Source organism: Sphaerotilus microaerophilus (genome assembly GCF_023734135.1).
Taxonomy (GTDB): Bacteria; Pseudomonadota; Gammaproteobacteria; order Burkholderiales; family Burkholderiaceae_C; genus Sphaerotilus; species Sphaerotilus microaerophilus.
In genome coordinates, this window is record NZ_AP025730.1 from 5,477,909 (window position 1) to 5,494,317 (window position 16,409).

General features: G+C 69.6%; 14 protein-coding genes and 1 pseudogene. 7 read left to right on the forward strand and 8 right to left on the reverse strand.

Translation table 11 applies throughout. From position 1 onward, the window contains the following. Nucleotides 1-26 precede the first annotated feature (26 nt). From NGK70_RS23650 to NGK70_RS23675, 6 genes are all read right to left on the reverse strand, one after another. Complete coding sequence (locus NGK70_RS23650) at nt 27-794, reverse strand: heme exporter protein CcmB (RefSeq protein WP_251970898.1); 768 nt, start codon at nt 792-794, stop codon at nt 27-29. Then, entirely contained in the window at nt 791-1,462 is a 672-nt protein-coding gene (gene ccmA, locus NGK70_RS23655) for a heme ABC exporter ATP-binding protein CcmA (RefSeq protein ID WP_251970899.1), read from the reverse strand. The genes NGK70_RS23650 and ccmA overlap by 4 nt, the downstream gene beginning before the upstream one ends. A 7-nt stretch (nt 1,463-1,469) precedes the next feature. Further along, complete coding sequence (locus NGK70_RS23660; RefSeq protein WP_251970900.1) at nt 1,470-2,285, reverse strand: Crp/Fnr family transcriptional regulator; 816 nt, start codon at nt 2,283-2,285, stop codon at nt 1,470-1,472. A gap of 266 nt (nt 2,286-2,551) precedes the next feature. Further along, on the reverse strand, nt 2,552-2,989 hold the full coding sequence (locus tag NGK70_RS23665; protein ID WP_251970901.1) for a hypothetical protein: 438 nt from the start codon (nt 2,987-2,989) through the stop codon (nt 2,552-2,554). A gap of 115 nt (nt 2,990-3,104) precedes the next feature. Next, complete coding sequence (locus NGK70_RS23670; protein ID WP_251970902.1) at nt 3,105-6,317, reverse strand: transglycosylase domain-containing protein; 3,213 nt, start codon at nt 6,315-6,317, stop codon at nt 3,105-3,107. Nucleotides 6,318-6,634: 317 nt separating this feature from the next. Beyond that, complete coding sequence (locus NGK70_RS23675; protein ID WP_251970903.1) at nt 6,635-7,690, reverse strand: aromatic ring-hydroxylating oxygenase subunit alpha; 1,056 nt, start codon at nt 7,688-7,690, stop codon at nt 6,635-6,637. A 75-nt stretch (nt 7,691-7,765) separates the two neighbouring features. Here NGK70_RS23675 and NGK70_RS23680 point away from each other — a divergent pair, with 75 nt between their 5' ends. The 7 genes and pseudogenes from NGK70_RS23680 to NGK70_RS26710 all read left to right on the forward strand — a co-directional run. Beyond that, the gene (locus NGK70_RS23680; protein WP_251970904.1) at nt 7,766-8,545 is read left to right on the forward strand and encodes a GntR family transcriptional regulator; all 780 of its coding nucleotides are present in this window, start codon (nt 7,766-7,768) and stop codon (nt 8,543-8,545) included. Nucleotides 8,546-8,738: 193 nt separating this feature from the next. After that, nucleotides 8,739-10,001: a nitronate monooxygenase gene (locus tag NGK70_RS23685; RefSeq protein ID WP_251970905.1), complete on the forward strand. Its 1,263-nt coding sequence runs from the start codon at nt 8,739-8,741 to the stop codon at nt 9,999-10,001. A 222-nt stretch (nt 10,002-10,223) separates the two neighbouring features. After that, nucleotides 10,224-11,375 carry a patatin-like phospholipase family protein gene (locus tag NGK70_RS23690; protein WP_251970906.1) on the forward strand — a complete coding sequence of 384 codons (1,152 nt, stop codon included), beginning with the start codon at nt 10,224-10,226 and terminating at the stop codon, nt 11,373-11,375. 64 nt (nt 11,376-11,439) lie between these two features. After that, nucleotides 11,440-11,832, forward strand: a complete 393-nt coding sequence (locus tag NGK70_RS23695) for a PGDYG domain-containing protein (protein WP_251970907.1) — start codon at nt 11,440-11,442, stop codon at nt 11,830-11,832. After that, the gene (locus NGK70_RS23700) at nt 11,816-12,430 is read left to right on the forward strand and encodes a hypothetical protein (RefSeq protein ID WP_251970908.1); all 615 of its coding nucleotides are present in this window, start codon (nt 11,816-11,818) and stop codon (nt 12,428-12,430) included. Before NGK70_RS23695 ends, NGK70_RS23700 begins: the two co-directional genes overlap by 17 nt. A 109-nt stretch (nt 12,431-12,539) precedes the next feature. Next, nucleotides 12,540-12,749, forward strand: coding sequence for a type II toxin-antitoxin system TacA family antitoxin (locus NGK70_RS23705; protein ID WP_251970909.1), 210 nt, complete (start codon nt 12,540-12,542; stop codon nt 12,747-12,749). A gap of 140 nt (nt 12,750-12,889) precedes the next feature. Beyond that, nucleotides 12,890-12,946: pseudogene (locus NGK70_RS26710) on the forward strand (hypothetical protein); the annotation flags it as partial. Nucleotides 12,947-13,094: 148 nt separating this feature from the next. Here NGK70_RS26710 and NGK70_RS23715 read toward each other — a convergent pair. Beyond that, nucleotides 13,095-14,978, reverse strand: a complete 1,884-nt coding sequence (locus NGK70_RS23715; protein WP_251970910.1) for a DUF262 domain-containing protein — start codon at nt 14,976-14,978, stop codon at nt 13,095-13,097. A gap of 163 nt (nt 14,979-15,141) precedes the next feature. Beyond that, entirely contained in the window at nt 15,142-16,380 is a 1,239-nt protein-coding gene (locus NGK70_RS23720; RefSeq protein WP_251970911.1) for a thiolase family protein, read from the reverse strand. Nucleotides 16,381-16,409 lie beyond the last annotated feature (29 nt).

The following is a 16,409-nucleotide window of genomic DNA, read 5'->3' on the forward strand; positions in this document are numbered from 1 at the left end:
GCAGGGGGGCCGGCGGATCAGGCGGGTCAGGCCTCGGTGGCGCTGCGCAGCGCCAGCGCACCCAGCACCGGGCAGACCAGGGCAGCGGCGGCCAGCATGGCCCCCAGCAGCGACAGCTCGGCGCCGGCCGGGGCGCCGCCCTGCGCGGCATGCACCGCCAGGGCCCCGAAGACCATCACCGGCGCGGCCATCGGCAGCACCATCAGCATCGTCAGCAGCGCCGCGCCGCGCAGGCCGGCAGCCAGGGCGGCGGCCACGCTGGCCAGCGCCACCAGCACCGCGGTGCCCAGCGCCAGCCCCGCCAGCAGCACGCCCAGCGCGGCGGCATTGAGGCCGAACTGCAGCGCCACCAGCGGCGCCACCGCCAGCACCGGGCCGGCCGCGAGCAGCCACTGCACCGCCATGCGCGCGGCGACGATCAGCGCCAGCGGCACCCCGGCCGCGGCGGAGGCGAGCACGCACTGGTCCAGCCAGCCGCTCTTGAGGTCGTCGTGAAACAGCCGGCCGGTGGCCAGCAGCACCGCCAGCAGCGCCGCCACCCAGAGCACGCCCGGGCCGAGCAGCAGCAGCGTGGCGGGGTCAGGCCGCAGCGACAGCGGGAACAGCGCCGCCACCATCACGAAGAAGCCGGCATGCCAGAGCAGGTCACCCGGGCGGCGCACGGCGGTGAGCCACTCCCGGCGTGCCACGGCGCGCAGCGTCGGCGCCCAGGCGGGAGCGGGGATGGCGGGGGCTGATTCGACCGACGAGCGCACGCTGCCAGCAGCCACGCTCAGGCTGACCTCGCCGCTCATGCCGCCTCCGCCACGGCCGGGGCCGCCTTGCGGGCGCCACGCGCCCCGAGCCACCAGGCGTCGCAGGGCGGGAAGCCTGTCGGCAGCGCCTGGTGCGAGCTCAGCAGCAGCGCGCCGCCACCGGCCAGGTGCGCCGCCGCGGCCTGGGCCAGCCAGGCGCAGCCGGCGTGGTCGAGCGCGTCGAAGGGCTCGTCGAGCAGCCACAGCGACCGCGGCGCCAGCGTGAGCGGCGCCAGCGCGAGCTTGCGACGCTGCCCGGCGGAGAGCTGGCGCACCGGCCGCTCAGCGGGCAGCGACCAGTGCTGCAGCCAGCCGTGCAGCTCGGCATCGGCCACCGCCGCCGCACCGGCCAGGTCCAGCCACAGGCGCAGGTTGGCGAAGGCACCCAGGTCCTCGGCCAGCGGCGTGGCGTGGCCGATGAACCAGCAGGGCCCCGGCAGGCACACCTCGCCCAGCGCCGGGCGACGCAGGCCGGCCAGCGTGCGCAGCAGCGTGGTCTTGCCGCAGCCGTTCGGGCCCTGCACGTGCACCGCCCGGCCGGGCATCAGCTCGAAGCCCAGCGGCCCCCACAGGCGCAGGCCCTGGCGCTCGCCGACCAGCTTCACCACCGTCAACAACGCGGCCGGCCCGCCCTGCCCTCGGCCGGACGTCGCCCCGGGATTCGTCACACCCGCCTCACTGCGTCTGGTAGCGGGCCAGCCGCCCGGGGTCGGGGATGCGGATGTCGCGCTTGTCGATCTCGATCAGCCCGGCCCCCTCCAGCTCGTGCAGGACGCGGGAGAAGTACTCCGGTGTCAGCGACAGCCGCGACGCGATGGTCGCCTTGCTGACCGGCAGCGACACGCGCAGCTCGCGGGCCGAGCGCGACGCGCCGGCATCGTCAGCGCGCGCCGCACCGATGGCGCAGCTGCCGCACTGCTTGGGGCAGCCCGGGTAGCAGTCGGCCTGATCGTCCGCGACATCGAAGGCCGTCGCGGCCCCCTCCAGCTCGCCGGGCATGTCACGCAGCAGGTAGCCGATCACCCGCTGCATGCCGCTGTGCAGCGCATAGGCCTGCACGTCGTGCACCAGCCCGTGCAGGCGGCGCGCCATGCCTGCCATCATGCGCAATGCGAAGCGTGGATCGTGCTCGATCTCGGTGACCACCGCCGGCTTGCCGACGCTGAGCAGCAGCGTGTCGGTCAGCGCCTGCGCATTGATGATGTAGGGCTTGTCCGAGAACATCAGCGCCTCGGCAAAGCTCTGCCCCGGGCCGATCAGCTCGATCACCTTCTCCTGCCCGGCCGGCGAGATAGCAAACAGCTTGACCTGTCCCATCACCGTGACGTGGAACTCCTCGCAGGTCTCCCCGACCCGGAACACGTTGTCTCCACGGGCCAGCCGCCGCACGCGGCAGCCCTGAGCGAGGCGTTGCAGCTCGACCGGCGTCATCTCCTGGAACAGCGGCAGCACCGAGAGGTACCGCGGCAGGTCGAAGCTCCTCGCTTCCATCGGGGGTCTCCATCAATACCCGAGCAAATTGCTCAAGTGGCGGGATTGTCGGTAACCGACGGCGTCATGGTCTTGACCATCGTCAAGAATGGCACCGGGAAATCCTCCCAGGATACCCGCCCCACCCTACAAGCCGACGCCGACCCGCCTGCGACAGCGGCCGGTCTTGGTCGGCGAGGCCACCGTCGCTGCCCGTGCAGGCACCGCGTCAGACTGGCAGGCGGCTCCAGCAATACAGCGTCAGGCATGGCGCAGGCCGTAGGAGGTCAGCGCACGATCCCTCGCGGCGCTGGCTCGAATGACATCGCCGCCGGGTCACCGAACTGGATGTGCGAGATGTGCGCCCGGCCCAGCCCCGTCAGCACGGCCTGCTTGCCGGCGGGGTCGGCATCCGGGCCGCTCAGGATCACCGCGGCGATCGCCTGCCCGGGGTGCCGGGCCACCATCGCCGGCCCAGCCTGATCGCAGGCCAGGCGCGTCCCCTCGACCTCGCACTGGCCCTGGGCCGCGATGCGGACATCCACGCGGACATGCGCCTCGGGAGGCGTGCACGCGGTCAGCCCGCCCAGCGATCCGAACAGGACCAGGCAGGCCAGCATCAGCCGTGGTGCCTGCCGTGCTGCCAGCCGGGCACGACGGGGCGGGTGGGATGGGAAAAACGGGCAGAACGGGCGGGCTTCGCCGGACGAGGGACGCGTCGACATGGACAGACTCTCCTTGGCAGGGCGCCCATCCTACGTGGTCACCTACGTGGTGACCTACCTGCTCACACCCGTGGAGCAGCGCTGCCGCCCTTGCCGCCCCGCCTGCGCCGGTGACTCAGGGCAGGCTCGTGAGCTGCACCGGCAGCGACGCTGCGCCGCAGGGCCCCTGCGCCAGCATGGGCTGCAGGGCTGGCACCAGGGCCTTGAGCAGCTGCGAGGGCATCGCGCTGGTGAACTTGTAGCGCGCCGCATGCGGCTCGTGCACGTAGGCCATCATGGTGCCGAAGTAGCGGTCACCGATCAGGAAGGCCAGGGTGGCGGTGCGGTTGACCACCCGCGAGGAGATCAGCACGCCGCCACGGCCATGCACGTCGAAGCGGTGATCGCCGGTGCCGGTCTTGCCGCCGATGGGCACGGCGCTGCCGTCCGGCAGCTTCAACGCCCCGCGCAGGCGGGCCGCGGTGCCGTTGTCCACCACGTCGACCAGCGCCCTGCGCACCACCTTCGTCACCTCGGCCGGCAGCACCCGCTCACCGGCAGCGGGGCGCAGGTCCAGCCGGGTCTCGTAGGGCGTGCCCTGGGCGAAGTGCAGGCGGGTGACGCGTGCCACCGGCAGGCGCACGCCCTCGTTGACGATGATGCCCATCAGCTCGGCCAGCGCGGCCGGCCGGTCGCCCGAGGCGCCCAGCGCGCTGGCGTAGGACGGCGTGAGGGCATCGAAGGGATAGCCCACGCGCTTCCAGCGCCGCTGGATTTCCTGGAAACCCTCCTGCTCCAGCAGGCTGCGGATGCGCATGTCCTGCGCCCCCTTGTGGCGGGTCTTGAACAGCCAGGTGTAGACCTCCTGGCGCACGTCCTTGCTGGCCGCGACCAGCTCGCTGAGGCTGGCCTTCGGCTGCCGGCGCAGCTGGCCCACCAGCCAGAGCTCCAACGGGTGGATGCCGCTGACGTAGCCGCGGTCGTCCAGGTTCATCACCGCCGGGGCGTACTGGGCGATCAGCGACTCGGGCGTGCGCGGCTTGTAGCGTGGCGCGGGTTGACCGGGCACCGGCTTGGGCGTGTAGGCATCGAGGAAGGCCTGCAGCTGCGCCGGCGTGGCCTGCGGCTCGAAGGTCAGGAACACCGCCGCCAGCTTGGCCTGGGTCGGACGCACGCGCTCCATCAGCAGCGCCACCGCCTCCTCGGCAGTCCGGCCCTGGTAGCGGGCATGGAAGCGCGCCAGGAACTCGCGCCCTTCCTTGTCGGCGAAGCGGGCCAGGTACTCCTGGCGGCGCGGGTCGTCGGGGTTGTCCAGCCAGGTGATGTTGGCACCCGCCTGGCGGTACATGAAGTGGTGCACCACATCGCGCATCAGGCGGATGAAGGGCAGGTTGACCGACCGGCGCAGCGCCTCGCGCAGGTTCATGATGCGGCCGTTGTCCTCGGGCTCGAAGTTCTCGAAGGTGTGCAGCCCGCCACCGGTGAAGAAGCCCTCGTAGGGGCTGGCGGAATACTTGCGGTCCATCGCCGCTTCCAGCATCGCCGGCAGGCTGCGGTCCTTGGCCTGCAGCAGGTGCTCGCGCGCCCACAGGCCCAGCACGTCCCGGGCGTAGATCGGCTCGGCGCGGAGCTGCTCGGGCGCCAGCGGCTCCCAGCGCCGGTGCAGCTCGGCGATCAGCTCCAGGTAGGTCACCAGGGTGCGCAGCTTGGAGGTGGAGCCCAGGTCGAGGCGGGCGCCCTCGTTGAGGTCGAAGGGCTGGTCGACGCTGTCGGTCTGCACCCGCACCAGGTTGGCGCCCGGGGTGCGCTCGAACAGCGTGAAGCTGAACACCAGCGGCGCGGGGTCGTCCGCCTCGCCCAGCAGGCGGAAGCCCACCAGCCCGGCCGCGCGCGCACCCTCCTTGGTCGACAGGCTGCGCAGCAGCTCGGTGGCGGTGCGCTGGATGCCGCTGTCCAGCGAGCTGGTGGCGGTGAGGTCGAAGCGGTCCAGGTCGTAGGCGCGCGGCACGTCCAGCAGGGCCGACAGCTTGGTGCGCGTGGCGTTGGTGGCCTTGCGTTCGACGAAGGACACCGGCGTGCGCGCCGGCGCCTGGGTGCGCATCTGCAACGGCTGCATCAGCGCGGAGTCCCGCAGCGCGGGGGTGATCAACCCGCTGGACGCCATCAGCCGCAGGTGGGCGTTGACCAGCTCGCCCAGGTCGGCCACGCCATCGAGCAGGTAATAGGACGGACGGCGCTGTGCCACCACGAGCCCCAGCACCTGCTTGAAGGCCAGGGCCCGCTCGGCCAGCTCCGGGTCGTTGGCCGGGGTTCCGCCCGTGGCCCCCGAGGCGAGCAGGCGGTTGACCTCGTCGAAGTCGCGGCCGAACCAGGCCCACAGCCCGTCGCCGATGCCGTTGACCTCGCCGAAGCCGGCCCGCGCGGCCAGCGGCACGGTGTTGAGGTAGTCGAGCACGATCTCGCGCCGGCGCGGCGTGGTGTCCTCGCCGCGGCTGTAGGCGCGCAGCGTGGCGCTGGCCATCTGGCGCAACTTCTCGGCCGCCGAGTCGGTGCGGCCGTCGGGCGAGTGGCGGTACTTCTCGATCTGCGTGGCCAGCGTGCTGCCGCCGCCCGCGGAGTGGTCGTCGATGACGCGCCGCACCGCCTGGTCCACCACCGCCTTGCCGAAGCGGTCCCACTCCACCGCCGGGTTGCGCGTGGCGGGGCGCTGGGGATCCAGCAGCTCGCGGTTCTCGATGAAGAGCAGCGCGTCGCGCATCAGCGCCGGCACGGCCTCGAAGCGCTCGTAGACCCGCTCGGGCGTGCGCAGCGTGTACATCGGCTGGGCCCGGCAGTCCTGCAGGGCGAGGCCCGCCTGGGACTTCTCCCGGTAGATCGGGAACAGGCCCTGGTCGCTGACGGCCAGCATGCGCGGCGACATGCGCGCCTGCGCGGTCACGCCGTAGCCCTGCTGCTTGAGCCGCTCGATCATGCCTGGCAGCTGGTGGTAGCCGAAGCGCGTGTCATAGGGGCCATCGCCGGGGTAGCGCACCGCCGTGGTCGGCCCGGGCTGAAGCGAGAAAGTCAGCTCGCCGGCAATGCCGCTGGCCACGCGGGCCTGGACCGAGGAGTACTGGAACTCATGCCAGGCCGCCCACCCGGCCAGCCCGAGCACACCCAACCCCACCGCGCCGAGGACCCAGCGCCGGGCGCGAAACGGCGCCTTGGGGCGCTCCGGCGAGGGCGGCACCGCGCCCGCCACTGCGGTGGCGTCTGCCGGCGCTGGGCCCGGGGCCGCCTCGGAAGGCACCGCCACGGCGGCCGCGGGTGATGCACCCGCAGTGGTATCCGGCGTTGCATCCGGAGACATGTCCGATGGGGCATCCGGGGGAGCGGACGGCGGCAGATCGCTGGGGGTGTCGTGGGTGGTCAAGGCAGGCTTGCAGGGGCCAGCCGCCATCATCCAGCGTGGCGAAGACCCCTGCTCAAAGGTGCAATGCTGCCAAGATAGCCGGGCGCCATGCGCTCAGACCGTCAGTTGTTCACAACTCGACGCATCGACGCCACAAGGTGGGCCGGAAACCAAAAAGCGTCGCGCCCTGGCGTGGCGGCGCAACGAATGAGCCACCCCAGCCGGCCGTTCTGCGGCGGCCCACCGTGCGGCCCGCCGCGCAGCAGCTCCGGCGATCAGCCCTCCGCCGCCGCGCCCGTGACTTCGGCGGCCTCGGCCGCCAGCAGCCGGTCGATGATGCGCCGCGCGTGGGCGCCGCCCGCATCGATGTTCAGCGTCATCAACCGGCGCTCGGGCCAGGTCAGCAGGTTGGCCTGCTGGCGCTCCAGCATCTCGCGGTCCTCCGAGAAGATGCGGCCCTGGCCCTCGCGGATCTGCGTGGTCAGCGAGGCATCCCCCGGCTTGAAGCGCCGCGCCATGCCCCAGAAATACCACATGGTGGTCTCGGTCTCCGGGGTGATGAAGTCCACCACCGTCGCCGAGGTCTTCGCCGCCAACGGGGCGTCGTAGCCGCCCTGGCCGGCCCGCGCCACGCCCACCTCGATCATCACGTGGCTGGGCGGCGTGAAGCGGCAGATCTGCCAGCGGTCCACCTTCTGCGACGGATCCTGGCCGTTCATGCGCATGGCCATCTGCCAGAACGGCGGCGCACCGATGTCGTGCATGAAGCGGCGGGTGATCACCTCGTCGCCGTTGCGCAGCGTCTCGCAGGGCGTCTCGTCGATCTCCTTCTGGCCGATGCTGGTCGAGTGCACGTAGGTCTCGTGCGTCAGGTCCATCAGGTTGTCGACCATGAGGCGGTAGTCGCAGCCGATGTGGTACAGCCCGCCGCCGTAGGCCCAGTCGGGGCTGTCGGACCACTCGAACTCGGGCACCGCTGCCTCGTCGGCCCGCGCCGCCTCGCCGGGCCAGACCCAGACGAAGCCGTGCCGCTCCACCACCGGGAAGCTGCGGATCGCGGCAAATCGCTCCACCCGCTGGCCGGGCATGGACACCGTGCGCCCGTCGCAGCCCATCACCAGGCCGTGGTAGCCGCAGGTCAGCTCGCCCTCGCAGACCCGCCCCAGCGACAGCGGCGCACCACGGTGCGGGCAGAAGTCCTCCAGCGCCGCCACCTGGCCGGCGCCGTTGCGATAGAACACCATGCGCTCGCCGCAGATGCGCCGGCCCAGGGGACGGTCGGCAAACTCGTCGGGCGTGCAGGCCACGTACCAGGCGTTCTTGGGGAACATCGATGTCTCCGTTGATCTGAAATTGGATCCAATTTGGCCACCGAGTGGCAGAATCGTCAATTGATGACCCCTGAAATGGATCCAATCGAAGCTGACCCGCCGGCCGCTACCGGCGCTGCCGACCCGGCCTCGCTGGTGGCGACGCTGCGCAAGCTGATCATCGACGGGCGCTACGGCGCCGGCGCGCGGCTGGCCGAGATCCCCGTGGCTGCGGCGCTGGGGGTGTCGCGCACGCCGGTGCGGCTGGCCTTTCGCACCCTGGAGCAGGAGGGCCTGCTGGAGAAGACCGGCAAGCGCGGCTACACCGTGCGCGCCTTCTCCGAGGCGGACGTGCTCTGCGCGCTGGAGGTGCGCGGTGCGCTGGAGGGCCTGGCCGCGCGCCGCCTGGCCGAGCAGGCGCCCCCACCGGCTGTACTGGCCGTGCTGGCCGAGCTGGACGGCGCACTGGCCGAGGGGGCCGCGGTGCTCGGCAAGGGCCACCTGACGGCCGACGACATCGCCCACTGGAGCCGGCTGAACGAGCGCTTCCACCGCGCCATCGTGCAGGCTGGCGGCGGGCGGGTGATTGCCGATGCCATCGCCCGCAACGACCACCTGCCCTTCGCCTCGGCCGGCTCGCTGGTGATCGACCGCGATGCCCTGGAGCGCGAGTACCTCAAGCTGCAGCTGGCCCAGATGCAGCACCAGCTCATCGTCGACGCCCTGCGGCGGCGCGAGTCCGCCCGGGTGGAGATGCTCATGCGCGAGCACGCCTACATCGCGCTGCGCTACGGGCGGCTGTTCGGGCTGGAGGTGCAGGTGGGGGCCGGCGGGACGGCCGAGAAGGGCCACAAAGGCGCAGCAAGCCCGGCTTGAGCACCGTCGCAGCGCCGGCAAAGTCGAGTTGAATCAAGTTCCATCCGCGCTTCAAGGTCTTCCCCGACGAAATCGCTCGCCAATCAGGCGAAAATCAGCCCCTTGCGCGGGGCAATGCCGCCCCGTCACGGCACCCGCCGAGAGAGACGGTCCCAGTCGAAGCCCCCCGGGTCGGGCCTCGCGAAAGCTGATGATGAAACGTTTGGATGACTTCCGCCTGCGCATGGGCCAGCACGAACTGGTGCCCATCATGATCGGCGGCATGGGTGTGGACATCTCGTCCTCGGACCTCGCTCTGGAGGCGGCCCGGCTCGGTGGCGTGGGCCACATCTCCGACGCGATGATCAAGACGGTCACCGACCGCCGCTACAAGACCAAGTACGTCAAGGCCAAGCAGGCCCAGTACAAGTACAACGTCGACTCGCCCGACAAGTCGACCGTCAAGTTCAACCTCGCCGACCTGGCCGAGGCGACGCGCCTGCACGTCGAGCACACCATGGACCGCAAGCAGGGCAGCGGCATGGTGTTCATCAACTGCATGGAAAAGCTGACGATGAACGCGCCGCGCGACACCCTCAAGGTGCGCCTGGATGCCGCGCTCAGCGCCGGCATCGACGGCGTCACGCTGGCCGCCGGCCTGCACCTGGGCTCCTTCGCGCTGATCGAGGACCACCCGCGCTTCCGTGACGCCAAGCTGGGCATCATCGTCTCCAGCCTGCGCGCGCTGCAGCTCTTCCTGAAGAAGAACGCCCGCCTGAACCGCCTGCCCGACTACGTCGTCGTCGAAGGCCCGCTGGCTGGCGGCCACCTCGGCTTCGGCATGGACTGGGCGCAGTACGACCTGGCCACCATCGTCGCCGAGATCATGACCTGGATGAAGGCCGAGCAGCTCGACATCCCGGTGATCCCCGCTGGCGGCATCTTCACCGGCAGCGACGCGGTGGGCTTCATGGAGATGGGCGCGGCCGGCGTGCAGGTGGCCACCCGCTTCACCGTCACCAAGGAATGCGGCCTGCCCGACGACATCAAGCAGGAGTACTTCAAGGCCAGCGAGGACGACATCGAGGTCAACCAGATCTCCCCGACCGGCTACCCGATGCGCATGATCAAGGCCAGCCCCGGCATCGGCGACGGCATCCGCCCGAACTGCGAGGCCTACGGCTACCTGCTCGACGCCAACGGCAAGTGCGCCTACATCACCTCCTGGAACCGCGAAGTGGCCGCCCACCCCGGCGCCAAGCGCGTGCAGGTATTCGACAAGACCTGCCTGTGCACCCACATGCGCAACTTCGAGATCTGGACCTGCGGCCAGCTCACCTGGCGCCTGAAGGACACCACCGTCAAGGCCACCGACGGCAGCTACCAGCTGCTCTCGGCCGAGCACGTGTTCCAGGACTACCAGTTCAGCACCGAGCAGCGCGTGGCGCTGCCGGAGTTGGCCGAAGCCGCGGCCTGATGGGCTGACGGACCGATGGACAGGCTGACTCACTGAGACGGGCGCCGCCACCGCGGCATCCGCACGGGTTTCGACAGGGGCGCATGGCGCCCCTTTCCCTTTCTCGTGCCCCCCTCATGGGTGTTGACGGCGCCCGGTGCTCCGTCGCAGCATGGCTTTTGCACTTTTCCGTGGCCACGCAGTCGGTGACCGCGCAACGTGCAACCACCTGGAGGCAGCACCATGGCATACCGCACCCGCACCCGCGACGACCACCTGCGCAGCGACGGCACCCCCAAGCGCATCCTTGCCCTCGACGGCGGGGGCCTGCGCGGCATGCTGAGCCTGGGCATCCTGCTGCGCATCGAGTCGACCCTGCGCGAACGCCATGGCGGCGGGGCGGACTTCCGCCTCAGCCACTACTTCGACCTCATCGCTGGCACCTCCACCGGCGCCATCATCGCCGCCGCCCTGGCCAAGGGCATGTCGGTCGAGGCCATCCTGGCCGAGTACCGCCAGCTGGGCCGGGACGTGTTCCGCAAGAGCCTGCTGCGCCAGGGCGCGTTGCGCGCCAAGTACGACGAGGACAAGCTGATCGCCGGGCTGCAGCGCGTCTACGGCGCCGACACCACGCTGGGCGATGCCTCGCTGCAGACCGGCCTGCTCGTCATGACCAAGCGGCTCGACTCCGGCAGCCCCTGGCCGATCAGCAACAACCCGCGCGGCAAGTACTTCGCCACCCGGCCCAGCGGTGCCATCGGCAACGGCGCCTACCCGCTGTGGCAGGTCGTGCGCGCCTCCACCGCCGCGCCCGCCTTCTTCGACCCCGAGCACATCGCCATCGCCGCCGGCGTGGAGGGCGAGTTCGTCGACGGCGGCGTCAGCCCCTTCAACAACCCGGCGCTGCAGGCCGTCATGTACGCCACGCTGGACGGCTACCGCATCGGCTGGCCCAGCGGCGCGGATCGCCTCATGGTCGTGTCGGTCGGCACCGGCACAGCCGACCCCCGCGTGCAGCGCTCCAGCCTGGCCGCGCTGCACGCCATCAACTCGCTCAAGGCGCTGATGGACGATTGCGCGACCCTGCAGGAAACCCTGCTGCAGTGGATGTCCGCCAGCCCGCAGGCCCGCACGATCGACCGCGAACTGGGCGACCTGCGCCATGACCTGATCGGCGGGCGAGCGCTGCTGAGCTATCTGCGCTACAACGTCGACCTGAGCCGTGACGAAGTGCACAAACTCGACCCCGCGCTGGACGACGAGCTGATCGCCCACCTCAGCGAGATGGACGCCCCGGAGAACATGGAAACCCTGTTCCACCTGGGTGGCTTGGTCGCCGACCGCGAGGTGCAGTCCGACGACTTCCCGGCCGTGTTCGACCTGCTCCCCGCCTGACCGGCCCCGTCCGGTCGGGTGGGGTGCCCAGCCAACCCCCTCCCCTGCCCACCGGACCCGCGCCATGACCCACCCACGCCGCCGCTACCGCAAGCGCGCCGATCTCGCCGTCACCGCCGTGCGCCTGGCGCTGGACACCGCCGGCTTCACCTACCTCAAGTGGGGCGCCGAACAGCGCTGCAAGCCCGGCGACTGGCTGGTGGACAACGACGGCGACACCTACACCGTCGACGCCGAAGTCTTCGAGCGCACCTACCGCGCCGTCGCCCCCGGCCGCTACGTCAAGTCCACCCCGGTCTGGGCCGAAGCGGCCACCACCGCCGGCAGCGTAGCCACCAAGGAAGGCGCCTCCCACTACCAGCCCGGCGACTACCTCGTCGCCAACCAGTCCGACGGCGGCGACGCCTACTGCATCGGGCGCGAGAAGTTCGAGGCGATGTATGAGCTGGATGAATAAGGGGCGCTGCGGCTGGGCGGTGGTGCGCCGGCTGGCCGGGATCCACGGCGGGAGGACCGCCCTGCTGGTGGCGCTGGCCCTGGCCGGCTCGGCCGCCACGGCCTTTGACTTCAACGGCCGCAAGACCCTCGTCGCCGTGACCGCCGATGGCGCGCGCACCCCGCTGGGCAGCATCGACTTCACCCCGGCCGCCGGCGCACCCACGACCTTCCGCCTCACGCTGAAGACCGAGGTCTTCACTGACCACTTCCTGTCGATGCGCGAGTTCAAGTGCCTGAACGCCGCCCAGGAAATCAGCTGCCACGTCCCCTACCCCTACCCGACCCCCGCGACGGTGGGCCCGGGCCAGCTGGCCTGGCTGGAGCACAGCTTGCTGTTCCTGTTCAAGAGCCCGGCCGAATTCGGCGCCAAGCTCTGGAACGGCGTCTACTACGAATTCCAGGAACAGGGCGCGGCGCTGGTCGGCACACCCAAGGCCGTGGACCTCAACGAGATCTCCGCGCCCCCGCGTGATCCGTCCATCCCCCCCTTCAAGAAGGCCCTGCGCCACGACATGCCCCCGCAGGCGCGCTGGCTGCGGGAGTTGGTGATTGAGTAGGTCGGGCACTAAGAGGCTTCAGCGGTGGTTGCGGCTCGCTGCCTGCATTGCCCGCCATCCCGGCGTGCATGACGTAAGCCAAACTCTGTTGCCGCAGGAGGGAAGTCCAATGCACCAGGCGCACGAACCCATCACGATCGGCAGCCATGCCGATCCAGGACCGTACGACTCGCGCGATCAGGCGGACTTCACGCTGGACGCGGTCGCCTTCGACGCCTTCCAAGCCCTGCTCGATCAGCCGCCTGCACCAACCGCTGGCTTGCGCCGTACCCTCCGGGCCCGCCCGCCTTGGAACACAACTGCCGATCACAGCGAATGACGTTCACGTACGTCGTTGCGTACGATTGGTGCAACTCCTCGGAACCGGAGATCGCCCATGCCCGTCCTCACCGCCAGTGAAGCCCGCGCCACCTGTACCGCCTGATCGATCAGACGGCCGAGTCGCACCAACCGACTCACATCGCCGGCAAGCGCAGCAGCGCGGTGCTGCTGTCCGAAGAAGACTGGCAGGCCATCCAGGAAACCCTGTACCTGCTGGCCGTACCGGGCATGCGCGAGTCGTTCAAGAAGGGCATTGTTGAGCCGCTCGAAGACGATGCCACGAACTGGAGTGGTGAACTGGCTTGTCGTCAGCGACTGCGCAAACTCCTTCAGCTTGTCCTTGTCACAAGGGCCCCGGCCAGATCTTCAGAGCACTCTGCGCGAGTGCCTCTCCGCGCGCTGCAATGCCTGCCTCGTCCCACGCGTCTTGCTGCATCAGCTGACGGTTCAGGTGCAAGTTCGAGTGTTCGAATAGGGCCTTGCGCTTCGCCGCGAAGGCAGAGTTCTGCAGCGAACGGTTGACGCCGTAGTGCACAAGGGTCAGGTTGCCCAGTCGGGGGATGGCCTCCTGGCGCTGCAGGATGGCGTCGCTGCGCGCGTCGATACCTTCCGTCGCAAACCGCTTGGCAGCCGCTGCAGAAGCCTCCTCCGAGGTCACAGTGGTACCGTCGAACAGTGGCCAGTGTGCAGTCCAAGCCTGCGGCATCACATGGTCGATGTCGAGTGCGTCCAGGTCCAGCGGAACTCGCTCCTCGGAGCGCGCTGTTCGCATCGCCGTCTCCAATCGATGGAAAACCGCGCGGAGCTTGGCCGCATCCAACCGGCCGGGGTACGCAGATCCCGCGAGCCACTGCTGCCGAAACTCGTTGTCAGTGGGCCAGCGCGACGCGTCACCCGAGAGTGATGACAGCACCGTTCGAAGTGACGCAGCGCTGAGCTCCCCATCGATCAGCTTCTTCAACTGTTGCGCGAAGACCTTGTTGTAGTTCTTTCGTGATAGCCCACATACCGCACGTCGGACCAGATAGGACTCAATGCACGAGAAGATCAGGTGCTGCTCGTCAAGGCTGAGATCGGATGCTGCCACGCGGATGGCGAGGGCATGGGTCGGCGAAGCATCCCAGACGGCCACTCTGCGGCCAAAGACTGCAACCGGACTGTCGCCCGATCCCAGCACCAGCGCCTTGTAGTGCCCAGCAAGGCTATTCAGCATCCCAAGTTGAGCGTTAGCGTGGCTCAGCCCCGGTGTACCGTCGACGAAACGGCGGTAGCCGGCGTACAACCGCCCGACATCGATCTCGTCGCCTGTTTGTGCCTGCACCGCCGTCTGGACAAACCATTCCAATCGCGGACGGTTCAGGCGCCCTCTGGACTGAAGCTCGGACCACAGCGGCGCCTCGAACTGGCTCCAAAGGTTGTTGTAGAGATCGTCTGCATCCGTTCCAGCCCGCATAAAGATGTAGTTGCGGATCAGGTCTGTGGCGTGCAGCTCGGCCCCGTGACCGTTGAGCGTCTCGAAGATCACCTGTGCATCGTCCTCTTCGCCCAGCGAGATACAGACGATGGAGAGGTCAGTGAGTACCGCTGATGCCAAAGCCATCGAACGAGTTGCGATGTCCCCTTCCGACGGGTCACGCACCCAGTCCAGCATCGATTCGTGGAAGAACATGATCGCTTCCAACGCCGGAGGATGATCGATGCCGATCTTTCGCAGGCTTCCGGTCTGGGTGAAGCTCGCCGGGAAACGCTCGCGCAGCGCATCGACCGACCCTGCAGTCATGGCCATCTCGTACTGTTTGCGATCTCGGAAGGTCGGCCACAGCTTGAACTGCTCGACCGACTCGTCCTCCATCGTCTCGGGGTTCGAGTTCGTCAGGCATGCATCGATCAGCGGAAGCAGCTTCTCGTGTCCTGCGGCACGCAGGGTATGGACGAGAGCCGTCAGAACGTACTGGAGCGTTGTCAGGCGCTGCTGCCCGTCGATGATGTGGTGTCGCTCCACACCGAGCAGCCCGGCCTTCTTCTGAGGTTCAAGTACGACTGCGCCCATGAAGTGAGGCACGGGCTTGTTGTCGTGCAGGCGGGCATCGGCCTTGTCGCGGATGTCCTCCCACAGGCGGCCCCATTGATCCTCCCGGTTCCAGACGTAAGGTCGCTGGTAGAAGGGAACGCGGTACTGCCGCCGGTCCTGGTAGATCTGCTGAACGGAAAAGGTTCGTGAGTCCATCGCCGCGCCTCCATGCTGTCTGCTTGCGGAAAGCATGGCACGTCCGCGGCACTGAGACTGGAGCCCTCACACAGTCGACGCCGTTTGTGCTTTGTAGATGAGGCATCCATCACGGTGAGGCGATCAGAGCCGGCCGCGCTCATCAGACTCCACGAACTCAAACTCACCCTCCCAGGTTCTCCACCAACACCGCCATCCCCTGCCCCCCACCTACGCAGGCGGAGGCGATCCCCCAGCGCGCACCACGCCGCTGCAGTTCCTTCGCCACCGTGATCGTCAACCGCACGCCGGTGGCGGCCAGCGGGTGGCCCAGGGCGATGGCGCCGCCGTTGACGTTCAGCTTGGCGCGGTCCAGGCCGAGTTCGCGTTCGCAGGCCAGGAGCTGGGCGCCCTGGGCTTCGTTGATTTCGATGAGGTCGATGTCCGCCAGCGTCAGGCCGGTCTTGGCGAGCAGGGCGCGGATGGCGGGGGCGGGGCCGATGCCCATGATTTCGGGCGGGACGCCCACCGCGGCGGCGGCGGCGATGCGGGCCAGGGGCTGCAGGTGGCGCTCGCGCACCAGCTTGCCGCGGGCCACGACGGCGGCCGCGGCGCCGTCCACCAGCGCGGCGCTGTTGCCGGCGGTCTGCACGCCGCCGGGGTGCACGGCGCGCAGCTTGGCCAGGGCCTCGATGGGCGAGGGGCGCGGGTGGGTGTCGGCGCTGACCGTGCCGAGCTTGGACGGGATCTGGAGGCCGCGGGTGGCGTAGCCGGGCAGCTCGAAGCGCTCGCTGGCCACCGGGCAGATCTCGGCGGCCAGGCGGCCTTCGGCCTGGGCGGCCAGGGCGCGCTCGAAGGACTGGGCGGCGAAAGCGTCCACCTCTTCGCGGGTGATGCCGTACTTCTTCGCCAGGTTCTCGGCGGTGGCGATCATGTCGATGCCCGGGGCCGGGTCGATCAGCGCCTCCCACATGAAGTCCTTGAAGCCCACCGGCGCGCCGAGCTTGAAGCCGGTGCGGTGGGTGAAGGCAGCAATCGGGTTGCGCGTCATCGACTCGGCGCCCACCACCAGCGCGCTGTCGGCATAGCCCAGGCTGATCTGGTCGGCCGCCTGGCGGAACAGTTCGAAGCCGGTGCCGCAGATGCGCTGCGCCATGATGGCCGGCACCTCGACCGGCACACCGGCGTAGAGGCCGACGTGGCGGGGCAGGCAGAAGACGTCGAAGTCGGAGGGCGCCATCGAACCGGTGACCACCGAGCCGATGTCAGCGACGGGCAGGCCGCTGCGGGCGATGGCCTCGCGGGCGACCTTGATGCCCAGGTCGGTGGCGGAAATGCCGCCGAAGGCGCCGCAGTAGTCCACGAAGGGGGTGCGGACGCCGTCGACCAGCCAGATGTCATCAAAGGTGGCAGCGAAGGCCATGGGGTGTCTCCTCGATTCGGGATGCGGTC